This window comes from Vibrio toranzoniae (assembly GCF_024347655.1).
GTDB lineage: Bacteria > Pseudomonadota > Gammaproteobacteria > Enterobacterales > Vibrionaceae > Vibrio > Vibrio toranzoniae.
On record NZ_AP025514.1, the window covers coordinates 2,638,160 to 2,655,020 of the forward strand.

A 16,861-nucleotide genomic window follows, 5' to 3' on the forward strand; every position below is an offset into this window, starting at 1 on the left:
CTCCCTTACGCTAAGCTTAGTAGTGGAGCGCCTACAGTAACTGCATCGCCTTCTTTAACATTCAGTTCTTGAACGATACCACCACGAGCAGCACGAACTTCCGTTTCCATCTTCATTGCTTCTAGGATAAGCAGAACGTCGCCTTCAGCAACCTCAGCGCCCGCCTGAACGATGACTTTAAAGATGTTCCCCGCAAGTGGAGCTGGAACCGCTTCAGCATCAGAAGCGGCGACTGGTGCAGCCTGAACTGGTTTGGTTGATGGCGCGACTGATGTGAGTTCACCTTGTGGACCAACTTCGACATCATAAACTTGGCCATCCACCTTCACGCTGTAGCTTCCAATACCACCAGAAGCTTGTACAGGAGCAGCTACAACTGGAGCCTCTGTTTCTAGCGTTGGTGCAGGTTCAAATGCTTCAGGGTTACGACGATTCTTAAGGAACTTAAGACCAACTTGTGGAAACAATGCGTAAGTAAGCACATCATCAACCGTATCTTCAGCTAATGAAATACCGTCTGATTTTGCTTTTTCTAGAAGCTCTGTCGTTAGTATATCCATTTCTGATTTAATTAAATCAGCAGGGCGACAAGTAATTGGTTCTGAACCATCAAGGACTTTCGCTTGCAATTCAGCATCCACTTCCGCTGGTGCTTGGCCATATTCACCTTTCAGTAGACCTGCCGTCTCTTTAGTGATGCTCTTGTAGCGTTCACCCGTTAGCACGTTAATAACCGCTTGAGTACCGACAATCTGAGAAGTTGGTGTTACCAAAGGAATGTATCCAAGCTCTTTACGAACGCGAGGGATCTCTTCAAGTACTTCGTCCATACGATCGGCTGCGCCTTGCTCTTTAAGCTGACCTTCCATGTTGGTTAACATGCCGCCAGGAACCTGAGCAATCAAGATACGAGAATCCACACCTTTTAGCTGACCTTCCCATTTTGCGTACTTTTTACGTACATCACGGAAGTAAGCCGCGATGGGTTCGATCTGATCAAGCTTAAGATTGGTATCACGCTCTGTACCTTCTAACATCGCAACAACCGTTTCGGTTGGCGTATGACCGTAAGTACAACTCATTGAAGAAATAGCGGTGTCTAGAATATCAATACCCGCTTCAACGGCTTTAACCGCTGTTGCTGTCGATAGACCTGTTGTCGCGTGGCTATGCAACGCTAGAGGAACGTCACAAGAAGCTTTAATACGTGTAATCAGCTCTTCCGCTTCATAGGGTTTTAATAAACCTGACATATCTTTAATACATAATGAATGACAGCCTAGGTCCTCTAGGCGTTTAGCCAAATCAACCCAAGTATCTGAGTTGTGAACCGGACTGGTTGTGTAAGACAAGGTACCTTGAGCGTGACCACCAACATCAATCGTTGCTTTCACTGCTGTTTCAAAGTTACGTACGTCATTCATCGCATCAAAAATACGGAATACATCCATGCCGTTCTTATGGGCACGTTCAACAAATTTCTCTACTACATCATCCGCGTAGTGACGGTAACCCAATAAATTTTGACCACGCAGTAGCATCTGCATTGGTGTATTTGGCATCGCTTTTTTCAGCTCACGCAAACGCTCCCATGGATCTTCTCCTAGAAAACGGATACACGAATCAAACGTTGCGCCGCCCCAAGTCTCTAAAGACCAGTAACCGACTTTATCCAGCTCTGCCGCAATGGGCAGCATATCTTCGATACGCATACGAGTAGCAAATAGTGACTGGTGCGCGTCACGAAGTACCACATCTGTGATAGCTAGTGGTTTAGACATGCTCATAAACTCCTTTTTAATCCTTTAAATGCTACTTAGCAGTAGACGCACGGTATTGATGAACCGCGGCCGAAATTGCTGCCACAACTTGTGGACTAACAGCTGAAGGGTTTGATTGTGATTTTTGATTTTTTTTAGGTGCTGCGATCGGCTCTGGTACTTCTTCAGGTACCAGTTTTGACATCAACCGAACGAGGTAAACTAGAATAGTTAGGAAAATAAAGACAACGGACATCCCCGTTATCATTAGAGTCGCCGCATCTCCTAGCAGGCTTCCAATATTAGTCATGTTGCTTCCTTTCTTCGTCATCCTGACATACGTGCAGGATTTCAGCGAATAGTGATCCCGACCCATGGATTATCTCGATTGGTAAAAGTTTGTCAATTTTGTTTAAGGTTCTGTTACGGATAACGCACACATAGGGTTAATTATTCGCCGATCAGATCACATAAATCTGTCAAATACGTCATTTTTAGATATTTAAACTGTGACTTAAAAGAGGCTTTGCTAAGAATTGATATGGGAAAGGTAGAATAATAAAGAAGTACTCTATAATTACTTTAAATACAACAAGTTAAGTCATGGGTAAATTTAACATTATCGCAACAAAATTACGACAGATATAAAAAAAGCCTCGTATAAACGAGGCTTTTTTTAATAATGTGGCGCGCTCTGGAGGATTCGAACCTCCGACCGCCTGGTTCGTAGCCAGGTACTCTATCCAGCTGAGCTAAGAGCGCACGGTTTTAATATTAATTCATTGTTACTAACAACGTATCAATATAAGGATTTCATTCTCATAAGAGATAAATCCTAAATAGTGGCGCGTCCTGGAGGATTCGAACCTCCGACCGCTTGGTTCGTAGCCAGGTACTCTATCCAGCTGAGCTAAGGACGCACGGTTTTGATATTAAGTCTCGCTAAGCGATACATCAATATCAGGATTCTAATTTACATAAGAACCCCTAAATATTGGCGCGCTCTGGAGGATTCGAACCTCCGACCGCCTGGTTCGTAGCCAGGTACTCTATCCAGCTGAGCTAAGAGCGCACGGTTTTAGTATCAATTCACTGTAATCAGTAATTTAATACGAGGATTCCATTCTCATAAGAAAGAAGCCCTTAAATAGTGGCGCGCTCTGGAGGATTCGAACCTCCGACCGCCTGGTTCGTAGCCAGGTACTCTATCCAGCTGAGCTAAGAGCGCACGGTTTTAGTATCAATTCACTGTAATCAGTAATTCAATACAAGGATTCCATTCTCATAAGAAAGAAGCCCTTAAATAGTGGCGCGCTCTGGAGGATTCGAACCTCCGACCGCCTGGTTCGTAGCCAGGTACTCTATCCAGCTGAGCTAAGAGCGCACGGTTTTAGTATCAATTCACTGTAATCAGTAATTTAATACAAGGATTTTCATTCTCGTAAGAAAGAAGCCCTTAAATAGTGGCGCGCTCTGGAGGATTCGAACCTCCGACCGCCTGGTTCGTAGCCAGGTACTCTATCCAGCTGAGCTAAGAGCGCACGGTTTTAGTATCAATTCACCGTAATCAGTAATTCAATACAAGGATTTTCATTCTCGTAAGAAAGAAGCCCTTAATTAGTGGCGCGTCCTGGAGGATTCGAACCTCCGACCGCCTGGTTCGTAGCCAGGTACTCTATCCAGCTGAGCTAAGGACGCACGGTGTTCATTCACTTAGAATGAAGTTGTGAAATATATCACATTCTTCTTGCTACGAAGAAAAAAAAAAGGCCATTGGCCTGTAATGAATGGCGGTGAGGGAGGGATTCGAACCCTCGATGCGGCTACAAACCACATACTCCCTTAGCAGGGGAGCGCCTTCGGCCACTCGGCCACCTCACCTAATTCATTATTCTCAAAACACTTACAAAGAAGAGTAAAGAGAATGGCGCGCTCTGGAGGATTCGAACCTCCGACCGCCTGGTTCGTAGCCAGGTACTCTATCCAGCTGAGCTAAGAGCGCACATTTATATTGTCTAACTTGCTAATTCTAGACTCGCAAGAAATGGCGGTGAGGGAGGGATTCGAACCCTCGATGCGGCTACAAACCACATACTCCCTTAGCAGGGGAGCGCCTTCGGCCTCTCGGCCACCTCACCGTCTTGCGGAGGCACATATTACGTTTTACCGAAAATATGTCAAACACTTTATTGAAAAAAATTGGACAAAAACACTCAACCGTTTGCTATTTAATCAAAGCGCTTGCAAATTAAACTTACAAGCTCTAGAAACCACTTTTTCCCTTAAAAATTAAGGCGAAAGATTAACAATAATAAACAGCCGAAAACAATTATCTAATTTATCCAGCAGCAAGTGCTACTGCTGTTTTCACCATACTATGGGATGCGATATTACGCCATAGGAGAAGTTAACAAATCTTGAGCTTTGGCAAACAAAACCCGATAAAGGGCCATGCTCAGTCATGTCTGTATTTCACAGTTTTATGACATGTTCGCTTCGCAGCATCAAAAAGCCTGTTATTAAACCCATTTTCATCCACACAATATTTCTCGCTCCCCAAGATCAAAAAAGGCTAGCGACAATGCTAGCCTCTTCTCTACGCAAAAAATATCAGTAGTTGCCAGGTGCAACGTTACCATTACCTTTTTCAGCTTGAATGCGCATGTAGATCTCTTCACGGTGAACAGATACTTCTTTAGGTGCGTTAACACCAATACGTACTTGGTTACCTTTCACGCCCAATACAGTAACTGTTACTTCATCACCAATCATCAGTGTTTCGCCAACGCGGCGAGTCAAAATTAGCATTCTTTGCTCCTTGAGTAATCTCTAAATTTATCTAGCTACGTGAGTATTATCCAACAAAAGTTATATTTTCGTAAGCTATCGATTGATTTTATTTAACCAAAATGCACTTCTTTTTTAAGATAACCCTGTGTTTCACGCGTAACGATGTATGCATTGTGTAATATGTTAGCAGCCATATCGACTTGCGTTGGTGATATCACCAAAGTTAAAGACTGCTGCTGCAATAAGTGATGCTGTACATCAATTTCGCCTTCAGACAACAATCCATGTGAACTGACCACAATTTCTCGTGTTCGGCTTCCTACCACAGTTAACAAACTAACTTGTTCACTATTACGGATTTGTGCAGCAAAAACTAGTTTTAATTTAGCACTTATGTCTTGTTTAATAATGAGTGCTGCTCGTTCTGTTTCCTCGATCACACTACAGACTTCGATCCCTAACAATTGACAATGAGAAATGAAAGACGGTAAATCTTCATTCAAACACTCAATCCGCTCCATATCTCTTTCAATCGCTATTCCAGTAATATCATTCAAACACTGGTTGCCCGTGATCAATGTACCCTCGCCTTTTTCAAAACTTGAAAGCACTCGCAATGGCACATTGTGTTGCCAGGCATACTGAACACACGGCAGGTGCAATACCTTAGCACCTCGACGAGCCATCTCTTCCATAGAAGGAAAATCTAATGTATCTAACTTTTGAGATTGCTTTACGACTCTAGGGTCACAAGAGTAAACACCATCAACATCGGTATAAATCTGGCACTCTTTCGCCTGCAGTGCGCCCGCTAGCGCTACCGCCGTAGTATCTGAACCGCCACGGCCTAATGTCGTGATATCACCTTTGGTATTGACGCCTTGAAAGCCTGCCACTATCACAATCTGGTTATCATCGAGCAGCGCTTGAATAGGAGCTGTATCAATATGCTCAATCGTCGCATTATTATGATTGGAATCGGTGTGTATCTTTGCTTGATAGCCAGTCATCGATGTCGCTTCATAACCTAACTTGTGCAACGTCATTGCCAATAAGGCCATGGAAACTTGTTCTCCAGCCGTTAACAGCACATCCAGTTCTCTAGCGTTGGGGACGCTATCAATTTGTGTGGCTAGGTTAACCAATCGATTTGTTTCACCTGACATAGCAGAAACGACAACAACGATCTGGTTACCTTCATTTTTCGCTTCAATGATTTTATCTGCTACATGATGGATGCGCTCTATCGAACCCACCGACGTTCCACCAAATTTCTGTACGATAAGAGGCATTTTCACCCGTCCTCACCTTCCCAAGACCGATATCTATATATGACAAAAAAACACATGCTTTGCGTCATAGCGAAGCAATAAAAAATGAACCAAGGAGTCTAACTTACTATTAGACTTCTTGGTTAATCTCAATCCGGCCTTTTACACACTTCCAATAGGCAAAATAAAAGATGCCCAATCATCTGATTGGGCATCTTTGTATCAATTACTTAAGCTTAAAGACGTTCTTCTAGCCAAGTGCGTACAGATTTAAGCGCTTCAGGTAGTGCTTCAACATCAGTACCGCCCGCTTGAGCCATATCTGGACGACCACCGCCTTTACCACCAACTTGCTCAGCAACCATCTTAACGAGGTCACCCGCTTTTACTTTGCCGATTAGGTCTTTGGTTACGCCCGCAATCAGGCCAACTTTACCTTCTGCTACGTTAGCAATCAGTATGATGCCGCTACCCACTTGGTTTTTCGCGTTATCAACCATAGTACGTAAGTTCTTGTTGTCTGCACCTTCAATGGCAGCAACCAGTACTTTAGTACCTGAGATCTCTTCCACTTTGCCCATGATGTTTGCGCCTTCAGCTGCAGCCATCTTTTCTTTAAGCAGTTGAATTTCTTTCTCTAGAGATTTCGCTTTCTTTGCTGCCTCAACAAGCTTCTCTTCGTAAGCGTTGTTCTGAGCCTCTACTGCATCTAAAGCAACCTCACCCGTTACCGCTTCGATACGACGAATACCAGCAGCGATTCCACCTTCAGAAGTAATCTTAAACAGACCTATATCGCCTGTGTTGCTCGCGTGAATACCACCACAAAGTTCTGTAGAAAAATCGCCCATAGACAGAACGCGAACTTCATCATCGTACTTCTCGCCAAACAGTGCCATTGCACCTTTTTCTTTCGCAGACTCGATATCCATGATGTTGGTTTCAATCACGTGGTTCTTACGAACTTGTGCGTTAACCAAGCGCTCAACTTCTTTAATCTGTGCTGGCGTTACCGCTTCAAGATTAGAGAAGTCAAAACGCAGGTTGTCTGGCTTAACTAAAGAACCTTTCTGAGCAACGTGTTCACCTAAAATTTCACGCAGGGCAGAGTGAAGCAAGTGAGTTGCAGAGTGGTTGAGTGCGATAGCTGCACGACGCTCGGCATCAACCGTTGCTTCTACTTTATCGCCTTTAGCAAGTACACCTTCAACTAGCTCACCGTGGTGTGCAAATGCGTTACCGAGCTTCTGAGTGTCTTGTACTTTGAATAGACCCGATGCCGTTTTTAGCGTACCCGCATCACCACATTGGCCGCCAGATTCAGCGTAGAATGGCGTCTCTTCAAGGATGATGATTGCTTTGTCGCCAGCTGATAGTGAAGATACTTCTTCGCCGTCAACGAATAGCGCAGAGATCTCACCTGAACCTTCAGTACCTGTGTAACCACAGAACTCAGTGTTGGTGTCTACTTTGATCGTCGCGTTGTAATCAGTGCCGAATTGGCCAGCTTCACGTGCACGCTGACGCTGTGCTTCCATCGCCTTCTCAAAGCCTTCTTCATCGATAGTAAAGTCGCGTTCACGAGCTACATCGTTAGTAAGGTCAGCTGGGAAGCCGTATGTATCGTAAAGTTTGAAAACGGTTTCGCCGTCAAGCTCTTTGCCTTCAAGTGCATCTAGTGCGTCATTAAGGATAACCATGCCACGCTCTAGAGTACGACCGAAGTTTTCTTCTTCGATGCGAAGTACTTTTTCAACAAGCTCTTGCTGCTTCTTAAGCTCATCAGCGGCAGAACCCATCACTTCAGCCAGTACACCCACAAGTTTGTGGAAGAACACACCTTGTGCGCCAAGCTTGTTACCGTGACGAACTGCACGACGAATAATACGACGTAGAACGTAGCCACGACCTTCGTTTGAAGGCATAACGCCATCAGCGATTAGGAATGAACAAGAACGAATGTGGTCAGCAATCACGCGCAGCGATTGGTTAGATAGATCATCATGACCAACAACTTCAGCTGTCGCTTTGATTAGCTTTTGGAATACATCAATTTCGTAGTTAGAGTGAACGCCCTGCATGATTGCAGAGATACGCTCAATACCCATGCCTGTATCTACAGCAGGCTTAGGTAGCGGTTCCATTGTACCGTCAGCGTGACGGTTGAACTGCATGAATACGTTGTTCCAGATCTCGATAAAACGGTCACCATCTTCTTCAGGTGTACCAGGACGACCGCCCCAGATGTGCTCACCGTGATCGTAGAAGATTTCAGTACATGGACCACAAGGACCCGTGTCACCCATTGTCCAGAAGTTATCAGACTCGAACTGTTTACCGCCTTCTTTGTCGCCGATGCGAACGATACGGTCAACAGGTACACCTACTTTCTTGTTCCAGATATCGAATGCTTCGTCATCTGTCTCGTATACCGTTACCAATAGACGCTCTTGTGGCAGTTGAAGAGTTTCAGTCAGGAATTCCCAAGCAAACGCAATCGCTTCTTCTTTGAAGTAATCACCAAAGCTGAAGTTGCCTAGCATTTCAAAGAATGTGTGGTGACGAGCCGTGAAACCTACGTTTTCAAGGTCATTGTGTTTACCACCCGCACGTACACAACGCTGAGCCGTAGTTGCTCGTGTGTAGGCACGTTTTTCGGCGCCTAGGAAGCAATCTTTGAATTGGTTCATACCTGCGTTAGTAAATAGCAGGGTTGGATCGTTATGTGGAACTAACGATGAACTGTCTACGATTTGGTGTTCTTTGCTCTCAAAGAACTTAAGGAACGCGTTGCGAACCTCATCAGTGCTCATGTACATGCAGCTCTTCCTGAAAATAGTCGAGTTAGAATTTTGCCGTATTGTAGATCATGGTTAAGGCTTCGACTAGTTTTCTTGTAGAAAAGACACCCTTGGGCAGGATTTTATTGAGAATTAGGCAAAATGGAGAATATTCCACTAGCTGAGCAGAGAAAAAACAAAACTACACTTTCGACCTAACCACTAAGGCAAGCTAAATAAACACAGACCAGGACGGAAGAGCTTCAATAAAAAAGCCCCACATAAAATATGTGAGGCTTCAAATTCTTTCAAAGCGAATATTCCTTCAAACATACGCTCGATAAAACGTTAGCTTATAGCTCTTCGTTTTCTTCTTCTTTCTCTACGCCTTTCTCTTCAAGAACAGCAGGCGTTAGTAGCAACTCACGAAGTTTAGTATCGATCTCCAGAGCAATCTCTGGGTTTTCACGTAGGTACTTACCAGCGTTAGCTTTACCTTGGCCGATCTTGTCACCCTTGTAGCTATACCAAGCGCCCGCTTTTTCTACTAGCTTGTTCTTAACACCTAAATCGATAAGCTCACCTTCACGGTTGAAGCCTTTGCCGTATAGGATTTGAGTTTCAGCTTGTTTGAATGGTGCAGCGATTTTGTTCTTAACAACCTTGATACGCGTTTCGTTACCAACAACCTCATCACCATCTTTGATCGCACCAGTACGGCGGATATCAAGACGAACAGATGCGTAGAACTTAAGAGCATTACCACCTGTTGTTGTTTCTGGGTTACCGAACATCACACCAATCTTCATACGGATTTGGTTGATGAAGATAGCCATACAGTTAGACTGCTTAAGGTTGCCTGTTAACTTACGCATTGCTTGAGAAAGCATACGAGCCTGAAGACCCATGTGGCTATCGCCCATTTCGCCTTCAATTTCTGCTTTTGGTGTTAGTGCTGCTACTGAGTCAATAACAAGCACATCGATTGCACCTGAACGAGCCAATGCATCACAGATTTCTAATGCTTGCTCACCCGTATCAGGTTGAGAAACAAGAAGTGCATCGATATCAACACCAAGCTTTTGAGCGTAGATAGGGTCTAGTGCGTGTTCCGCATCAACGAAAGCACACGTCTTGCCAACTTTTTGTGCTGCAGCAATAAGCTCAAGCGTTAGCGTTGTTTTACCTGATGATTCTGGACCGTAAACCTCTACGATACGTCCCATCGGTAGGCCACCAGCACCAAGTGCGATATCTAGAGATAGAGAACCTGTAGAAATAGTTTCTACGTCCATTGTGCGGTTATCACCAAGACGCATGATAGAACCTTTACCAAATTGTTTTTCAATCTGACCAAGGGCTGCGGCTAACGCTTTTTGTTTATTCTCGTCCATTTCTATCTCCACATAATCGGTTGTCTCAACAAGCGATCTAGAATCTATTTCTAACCCACATAGGGGTGACTAATTGGCTCTCATTATACTGTTGATTCATACAGTGTCTATACCTGTATGAAAATAATTTGTACAAATGTTACTTACCTTCCATTGATAGGTAATCATAAATAACTTGCAGGGCATGGTGCGTGGCTTGTTGGCGTACTTGTGATCTATCACCTGTAAATACATTCGTTTCTACTTTATCCCAGCCATTTAGCGATTTCCAAGCAAAACAGACGGTACCAACGGGCTTTTCTTCCGTGCCGCCGCCAGGGCCAGCAATACCGCTGATCGACACAGAAATAGTGCCATTTGAATGTTGTAGCGCCCCCTTGGCCATTTCTATCACCACGGGTTCACTCACCGCACCAAACTCAACCAAGGTTTCAAGCTGAACACCAATCATCTCTTGCTTAGCTTCATTACTGTAAGTCACAAAGGCGCGGTCAAACCATGCTGAGCTGCCCGCCACATCGGTGACAGCAGTCGCTACACCACCGCCGGTACAAGATTCAGCGGTCACTAGCACTTGTTTATGCTTTGCCAGTAATGGTCCGAGTTTTTCACTAAGAGCTTGAGTCATCTGCATTATTAGCTTCCCTTTAATTACCGTCATATCATTTGGATTTGCATCTTTTCGCATCAGCCGCTTTTCGCACGAAACGCTTTCACGTATCCTAAGCCGCAATAGAAATAAACGAAAGAAGTTAACTGTGAAAGCCGATCAAAAACACACTCCCATGATGCAGCAGTACCTAAAACTCAAAGCAGAAAATCCAGAAATTCTGTTGTTCTACCGCATGGGCGATTTCTACGAGCTTTTCTACGATGACGCTAAAAAAGCCTCTCAACTCCTCGATATTTCACTGACTAAGCGTGGTTCATCAAATGGTGAGCCGATTCCAATGGCGGGTGTTCCATACCATGCCGTTGAAGGATACCTTGCAAAGTTAGTGCAACTCGGTGAGTCCGTAGCAATTTGTGAACAGATTGGTAATCCAGCACTTTCAAAAGGTCCTGTAGAGCGTGCGGTAGTACGTATCGTGACACCAGGTACCGTAACCGATGAAGCCTTGCTCTCTGAACGCATCGATAACCTGATTGCAGCCATTTATCACCACAACGGTAAATTTGGTTACGCGACGCTTGATATTACCTCTGGCCGATTCCAACTTTGCGAGCCAGAAACAGAAGAAGCGATGGCAGCAGAGTTACAAAGAACCTCTCCGCGTGAGCTGCTGTTCCCTGAAGATTTCGAACCTGTCGATTTAATGGCAAGCCGTAACGGCAATCGCCGTCGCCCAGTCTGGGAATTTGAATTAGATACCGCCAAGCAGCAGCTGAACCAACAATTTGGTACTCGCGACCTTGTGGGTTTTGGCGTTGAAGGTGCCAAGCTGGGTCTTTGTGCGGCTGGCTGTCTTATTCAATATGTAAAAGACACGCAACGTACCGCCCTGCCGCACATCCGTTCACTGACCATGGATAAGCAAGATCATTCGGTGATCCTCGATGCTGCGACTCGCCGCAACCTAGAGATCACGCAAAATCTTGGCGGTGGCACAGATAACACTCTTGCTGAAGTGCTTGATCACACCGCAACCGCTATGGGCAGTCGCATGCTTAAGCGTTGGTTACATCAACCAATGCGCAATATCTCGGCACTTGATCAACGCTTAGATGCGATTGGTGAAATGAAAGACTTGGCTCTCTTTACAGAGCTACAGCCAACCTTAAAGCAGATTGGTGATATCGAGCGTATTCTTGCTCGTCTTGCACTTCGTTCTGCTCGCCCACGTGATATGGCGCGCCTTCGCCAAGCAATGGAATACTTACCAGAGCTAGCTGAAACACTGACACAGCTTAAGCACCCGTACCTAACTCAACTTGCTCAGTATGCCTCTCCTGTAGATGAGGTTTCAGAACTGCTTGAACGTGCAATCAAAGAGAACCCACCCGTGGTTATCCGTGACGGCGGTGTGATTGCAGAAGGCTACCACGCCGAGCTAGATGAATGGCGTGATCTTGCTGCAGGTGCAACTGAGTTTCTGGATAAGCTTGAGCAAGAAGAGCGTGAACGTCACGGCATCGACACGCTAAAAGTTGGTTACAACAACGTACACGGTTTCTTCATTCAAGTAAGCCGCGGACAAAGCCACCTTGTACCGCCACATTATGTTCGTCGCCAAACGCTGAAGAACGCTGAGCGCTATATCATTCCTGAGCTGAAAGAGCACGAAGACAAAGTGCTTAACTCTAAATCGAAGGCACTGGCTATCGAGAAGCAGTTGTGGGAAGAGTTGTTTGATTTACTACTGCCATACCTAGAACGACTACAAAACATCGCTTCTTCAGTATCTCAACTTGATGTACTACAAAACTTAGCTGAGCGAGCAGATACACTTGATTACTGTCGTCCAACCATGACAGAAGTGGCCGGTATACAGATACAAGCGGGTCGTCACCCAGTAGTAGAACAAGTGATGGATGAACCTTTCATCGCCAACCCTATCGACCTAAACGATAAGCGTAAAATGCTGATCATCACAGGTCCAAACATGGGTGGTAAGTCGACCTACATGCGCCAAACTGCACTTATCGCATTGATGGCCCATATCGGTTGTTATGTGCCAGCTGAAAGCGCGACGATTGGCTCTATCGACCGTATATTTACTCGTATTGGCGCATCGGATGATTTGGCTTCTGGCCGTTCAACCTTCATGGTTGAGATGACAGAAACCGCTAACATTCTGCATAACGCGACACCAAATAGCCTTGTATTAATGGATGAGATCGGCCGTGGTACTAGTACTTATGATGGTTTGTCGCTAGCTTGGGCAAGTGCAGAATGGCTAGCAAATCAAATTAATTCGATGACGTTGTTTGCCACGCATTATTTTGAGCTAACCGAGTTACCGAACCAGCTTCCAACATTGGCAAACGTACACTTAGATGCAGTTGAACATGGCGACAACATTGCCTTTATGCATGCAGTACAAGAAGGTGCAGCGAGTAAATCTTATGGCTTAGCGGTTGCCAGCTTAGCCGGGGTTCCTAAAGTGGTGATCAAAAATGCTCGCGCTAAACTAACGCAACTAGAAGCACTCAGTATCGGGGCTCCGATGTCGAGACCAAGCGACGTTGATATCGCAAACCAACTGAGTCTAATCCCTGAACCGAGTGAAGTGGAACAAGCACTAGCGAGTGTCGATCCTGATGATCTAACACCTCGACAGGCATTAGAAGAACTCTACCGCTTGAAAAAGCTACTCTAGCTTAAGAAGCACTCTAGTTTAGAATAACCAAGCGCTGTGGTTTCTAGCTAAATTAAAAAGCTCAATCAGAAGCTAAAACTAAAAAACGCTGACATTAAGTCAGCGTTTTTTTATTTCGATATTATTGAATATCATTTAGTCATTTTCAACGTTGAACAGGTTTTCCATGTTCAGACCTTGTTTGATCAGAATCTCACGTAAACGACGCAGACCTTCAACTTGAATTTGACGAACACGCTCACGAGTCAGGCTAATTTCACGACCAACTTCTTCTAGTGTTGACGGTTCATAACCAAGCAATCCAAATCGACGTGCAAGCACCTCTTTCTGCTTCGGATTCAGCTCATCAAGCCAGAAGATCAACGAATTCTTGATATCGCTATCTTGAGTTGAAACCTCAGGATCTGAATTGTTGATGTCTGGAATAATATCCAACAGTGCTTTCTCACCGTCACCACCAATTGGCGTATCTACAGAACTCACTCTTTCGTTTAGACGAAGCATCTTGCTCACATCACCAACGGGTTTATCTAGCTTAGAAGCGATCTCTTCTGCCGTTGGTTCATGGTCAAGCTTTTGTGATAGCTCTCTTGCAGTACGTAGGTAGATGTTCAGCTCTTTCACAACATGGATTGGTAAACGGATAGTCCGAGTCTGATTCATCAACGCACGTTCAATGGTTTGACGAATCCACCATGTCGCGTAGGTCGAAAAACGGAAACCACGTTCTGGGTCAAACTTCTCTACGGCGCGAATCAAACCTAAGTTGCCTTCTTCAATTAGATCGAGAAGTGCTAAACCGCGATTGCTATAACGACGGGAAATCTTTACCACTAAAGGCAGGTTACTTTCTATCATGCGTTTACGTGCTGCTTCATCACCGCGTAGAGCTCGACGTGCATAAAGCACTTCTTCTTCTGCGGTTAATAGTGGTGAGAAACCGATCTCGCCTAGATAAAGTTGAGTGGCATCTAAGCTTTTAGACGTAACTTCAACTTCTTCTTTCGCTTCGGTTTTCTTAGTGACTGTTCGCTTTGCTTTTCCAAGTGCTTCCGGTTCCGTGGTTGCTTGGACAAGATCGAACTCTTCTTTGGTTACTGCATTGCTTATACTCATAACGCCTCCCCCTGGCGAAATTAGCATGACATTACAACTTCATATGTCGCTAAATGACTATGTCACTTCATACAATGTCCTATTAAGAGACCTTGTATTTAAGGCAAGTATCGTTTTGGATTAACTGATTTGCCTTGGTAACGAATCTCAAAGTGCAGCCTGACACTGCTGGCTCCAGAGCTTCCCATTGTTGCAATCTTCTGCCCTGGTTTCACACTTTGCCCTTCAGATACTAATAACCGGTCATTATGCGCGTATGCACTTAAGTAATTATCATTGTGCTTCACAATCACTAGATTGCCGTAGCCTCGCAATGCATTACCCGAATAAACAACCGTTCCCCCTGCAGTAGATACTATTGGCTGACCTCGCTGTCCTGCTATGTCTATGCCTTTATTTCCTTGTTCGCCTACAGAGAAGTTCTTAATCACTCTCCCTTTTGTTGGCCATAACCATTTGGATACTTTATCACTTGTTGGTTTGGTGGTCGGTGTAACATTTTGTTTACCTTTAGAACCAACATACTCTTTTGATTTGGATTGTTCAACCTTCTTTGGTGAATCTTTTTTAACCACTTTGATGGTAGTTTGAGCAGGGGAAGATTTAGAGTTTTTACTCTGCTTAGGTATGGTTTTAGGGGTACTTGCCGCAGATGACGTGGTTGATGCCGCGACAGGCGCAGCAACTGCTGCAGCCGCTACCGTTGATTTACCATACGCTGGCGCGCTGTAGCTCGGGCGCCATAACTTAAGCTTCTGTCCTGGATGGATCGTATATGGGGCAGACAATTTGTTGTAGCTAACGAGGTCATTCACGTCTTTGTTGGTCACATAAGCGATGAAATAAAGCGTATCGCCTTTTTTTACTTCATAATAACTGCCGCGATAACTACCACGATCGATCGATGAGTAATTCTTGTTAAGGCTTGAAACGGGCGCAGGCGAATTCGCTGCACACCCAACAAGTGCACAGCCAAGCAGTAAAGTACTTCCTTTTAACAACTTCGAACCCATCGACTCTCTATCCACCTACACCAGTAGTATTTTGATTAAGCTAACTCACCAGGAACGAGAGGTACAAATCTCACGACCTCGATAACACTCGATAAAAACTCGTCACCATGGCGAACAATCTTCAACAATTGCTGTTCATCATCACCGACAGGAATCAGTAAACGACCACCATCTTTAAGTTGTTGCAAAAGCACTTGAGGAATCGACTCAGCAGCAGCGGTGACAATAATCGCATCAAAAGGGGCTTTTGAAGACCACCCATGCCAGCCATCACCGTGTTTGGTTGAGATATTGTAGAAATCGAGTTGCTTCAACCTACGCTTAGCATTCCACTGTAGCGACTTTATTCTTTCAACCGAATAAACATGGTCAACAAGCTGAGCTAATACTGCGGTTTGGTAACCAGAACCGGTTCCGATCTCCAAAACGCGACTGTCTTGTTGTAACTCAAGTAACTCTGTCATTTTAGCAACGATGTATGGCTGAGAGATTGTTTGTCCCTGTCCGATAGGCAGCGCATTGTTATCATAAGCTTGATGGTACATTGCCTGTGATAAAAAGCTCTCTCTCGGCAGTTGGTAAATAGCATCGAGAACCTTATGATCCTGAATACCATTTTCAATCAAAAAAGTAACTAAGCGCTCGGCTTGTGGGTTGCTCACTTACTTCTCTCCTAACCATGTTGTCATCGCACCTAACGACTCGTGTGCCGTCAGATCAACTTGTAACGGTGTTACCGATACAAAGCCATGTTCGATAGCGTAAAAATCGGTACCTTCGCCGGCATCTTGCTCTTTGCCCGGAGGACCAAGCCAATAAATATCATGACCGCGGGGGTCTTTTTGCTTAATCATATCTTCAGCATGGTGACGAGCGCCAAGGCGTGTTACTTGAGTTCCAGACAACTGTTCTAAAGACAGGTCAGGCACATTGACGTTTAATAGGCGGTTAGTTGGGATTGGGTTGACTAAATGTTGTTCGACGATACCACGAGCAATCACTGCCGCTGTCTTAAAATGTTTTTTACCCACCAGGGAAAACGCCACCGATTGAACGCCCAAGAAGTGCCCTTCCATTGCAGCAGCCACTGTGCCTGAATAAAGTACATCGTCACCAAGGTTAGCACCATGATTAATGCCCGTTAAAACCAGATCGGGCATATCGTTCTTGAGCAGTTCATTTAACGCAAAATGCACACAGTCGGTCGGTGTGCCTTGTACCGAATAGGTATTTTCAGCAATTTCTTGAACACGCAAAGGTTGTTCTAAAGTTAATGAATTTGAAGCACCTGAGCGATTACGATCAGGTGCAACAATGATAACTTCAGCAAGATCACGTAATTCACTTGCTAGCTCATGAATACCTTGAGCATGCACACCATCATCGTTGCTGAGTAAAATCTTCATCTTGTATCCTT

Annotated in this window: 12 protein-coding genes and 10 tRNA genes; 1 reads left to right on the forward strand and 21 read right to left on the reverse strand. The window is 44.8% G+C overall.

The window, feature by feature from the left end:
* Positions 1–5 precede the first annotated feature (5 nt).
* The 17 genes from oadA to pncC all read right to left on the reverse strand — a co-directional run bounded on the left by oadA (position 6) and on the right by pncC (position 10,629).
* On the reverse strand, positions 6–1,781 hold the full coding sequence (gene oadA / locus OCU50_RS11800; protein ID WP_060468595.1) for a sodium-extruding oxaloacetate decarboxylase subunit alpha: 1,776 nt from the start codon (positions 1,779–1,781) through the stop codon (positions 6–8).
* Positions 1,782–1,812: 31 nt separating this feature from the next.
* Entirely contained in the window at positions 1,813–2,070 is a 258-nt protein-coding gene (locus OCU50_RS11805; RefSeq protein ID WP_017056589.1) for an oxaloacetate decarboxylase subunit gamma, read from the reverse strand.
* 375 nt (positions 2,071–2,445) lie between these two features.
* A tRNA-Arg gene (locus OCU50_RS11810) sits at positions 2,446–2,522 on the reverse strand.
* Positions 2,523–2,603: 81 nt separating this feature from the next.
* Positions 2,604–2,680 (reverse strand) — tRNA-Arg (locus OCU50_RS11815).
* Between the two features lie 75 nt (positions 2,681–2,755).
* Positions 2,756–2,832 (reverse strand) — tRNA-Arg (locus OCU50_RS11820).
* Between the two features lie 79 nt (positions 2,833–2,911).
* Positions 2,912–2,988 (reverse strand) — tRNA-Arg (locus tag OCU50_RS11825).
* 79 nt (positions 2,989–3,067) lie between these two features.
* A tRNA-Arg gene (locus tag OCU50_RS11830) sits at positions 3,068–3,144 on the reverse strand.
* A gap of 80 nt (positions 3,145–3,224) precedes the next feature.
* A tRNA-Arg gene (locus OCU50_RS11835) sits at positions 3,225–3,301 on the reverse strand.
* An 80-nt stretch (positions 3,302–3,381) separates the two neighbouring features.
* Positions 3,382–3,458 (reverse strand) — tRNA-Arg (locus OCU50_RS11840).
* Positions 3,459–3,548: 90 nt separating this feature from the next.
* Positions 3,549–3,641, reverse strand: a tRNA-Ser gene (locus tag OCU50_RS11845).
* A 44-nt stretch (positions 3,642–3,685) separates the two neighbouring features.
* Positions 3,686–3,762, reverse strand: a tRNA-Arg gene (locus OCU50_RS11850).
* Positions 3,763–3,805: 43 nt separating this feature from the next.
* Positions 3,806–3,898, reverse strand: a tRNA-Ser gene (locus OCU50_RS11855).
* Between the two features lie 472 nt (positions 3,899–4,370).
* Positions 4,371–4,568: a carbon storage regulator CsrA gene (gene csrA, locus OCU50_RS11860; RefSeq protein ID WP_009847619.1), complete on the reverse strand. Its 198-nt coding sequence runs from the start codon at positions 4,566–4,568 to the stop codon at positions 4,371–4,373.
* Between the two features lie 92 nt (positions 4,569–4,660).
* The gene (locus OCU50_RS11865) at positions 4,661–5,842 is read right to left on the reverse strand and encodes an aspartate kinase (RefSeq protein WP_082710351.1); all 1,182 of its coding nucleotides are present in this window, start codon (positions 5,840–5,842) and stop codon (positions 4,661–4,663) included.
* Between the two features lie 215 nt (positions 5,843–6,057).
* On the reverse strand, positions 6,058–8,640 hold the full coding sequence (alaS, locus tag OCU50_RS11870; RefSeq protein WP_060468603.1) for an alanine--tRNA ligase: 2,583 nt from the start codon (positions 8,638–8,640) through the stop codon (positions 6,058–6,060).
* 314 nt (positions 8,641–8,954) lie between these two features.
* Positions 8,955–9,995, reverse strand: a complete 1,041-nt coding sequence (gene recA, locus OCU50_RS11875) for a recombinase RecA (protein ID WP_060468604.1) — start codon at positions 9,993–9,995, stop codon at positions 8,955–8,957.
* A 139-nt stretch (positions 9,996–10,134) separates the two neighbouring features.
* Positions 10,135–10,629 carry a nicotinamide-nucleotide amidase gene (gene pncC / locus OCU50_RS11880; protein ID WP_060468640.1) on the reverse strand — a complete coding sequence of 165 codons (495 nt, stop codon included), beginning with the start codon at positions 10,627–10,629 and terminating at the stop codon, positions 10,135–10,137.
* Between the two features lie 124 nt (positions 10,630–10,753).
* Between pncC and mutS the strand changes: the two genes are divergently transcribed.
* Entirely contained in the window at positions 10,754–13,315 is a 2,562-nt protein-coding gene (gene mutS, locus OCU50_RS11885) for a DNA mismatch repair protein MutS (protein WP_060468605.1), read from the forward strand.
* Positions 13,316–13,450: 135 nt separating this feature from the next.
* Here mutS and rpoS read toward each other — a convergent pair whose 3' ends face one another.
* The 4 genes from rpoS to surE form a co-directional block, all read right to left on the reverse strand.
* Positions 13,451–14,431 carry an RNA polymerase sigma factor RpoS gene (gene rpoS / locus OCU50_RS11890; protein ID WP_060468606.1) on the reverse strand — a complete coding sequence of 327 codons (981 nt, stop codon included), beginning with the start codon at positions 14,429–14,431 and terminating at the stop codon, positions 13,451–13,453.
* Positions 14,432–14,529: 98 nt separating this feature from the next.
* The gene (gene nlpD, locus OCU50_RS11895) at positions 14,530–15,444 is read right to left on the reverse strand and encodes a murein hydrolase activator NlpD (RefSeq protein ID WP_060468607.1); all 915 of its coding nucleotides are present in this window, start codon (positions 15,442–15,444) and stop codon (positions 14,530–14,532) included.
* Positions 15,445–15,479: 35 nt separating this feature from the next.
* Positions 15,480–16,106 (reverse strand): protein-L-isoaspartate(D-aspartate) O-methyltransferase, encoded by a 627-nt coding sequence (locus OCU50_RS11900; RefSeq protein WP_017056581.1) that lies wholly within the window; start codon positions 16,104–16,106, stop codon positions 15,480–15,482.
* Positions 16,107–16,850, reverse strand: a complete 744-nt coding sequence (surE, locus tag OCU50_RS11905) for a 5'/3'-nucleotidase SurE (protein WP_060468608.1) — start codon at positions 16,848–16,850, stop codon at positions 16,107–16,109.
* Positions 16,851–16,861 lie beyond the last annotated feature (11 nt).

Coding starts and splice junctions, on each gene's coding strand:
- csrA (WP_009847619.1), bottom strand. CDS start 4,568: ATGCTAATTTTGACTCGCCGCGTTGGCGAAACACTGATGATTGGTGAT.
- oadA (WP_060468595.1), bottom strand. CDS start 1,781: ATGTCTAAACCACTAGCTATCACAGATGTGGTACTTCGTGACGCGCAC.
- surE (WP_060468608.1), bottom strand. CDS start 16,850: ATGAAGATTTTACTCAGCAACGATGATGGTGTGCATGCTCAAGGTATT.
- pncC (WP_060468640.1), bottom strand. CDS start 10,629: ATGCAGATGACTCAAGCTCTTAGTGAAAAACTCGGACCATTACTGGCA.
- OCU50_RS11865 (WP_082710351.1), bottom strand. CDS start 5,842: ATGCCTCTTATCGTACAGAAATTTGGTGGAACGTCGGTGGGTTCGATA.
- nlpD (WP_060468607.1), bottom strand. CDS start 15,444: ATGGGTTCGAAGTTGTTAAAAGGAAGTACTTTACTGCTTGGCTGTGCA.
- recA (WP_060468604.1), bottom strand. CDS start 9,995: ATGGACGAGAATAAACAAAAAGCGTTAGCCGCAGCCCTTGGTCAGATT.
- OCU50_RS11805 (WP_017056589.1), bottom strand. CDS start 2,070: ATGACTAATATTGGAAGCCTGCTAGGAGATGCGGCGACTCTAATGATA.
- rpoS (WP_060468606.1), bottom strand. CDS start 14,431: ATGAGTATAAGCAATGCAGTAACCAAAGAAGAGTTCGATCTTGTCCAA.
- alaS (WP_060468603.1), bottom strand. CDS start 8,640: ATGTACATGAGCACTGATGAGGTTCGCAACGCGTTCCTTAAGTTCTTT.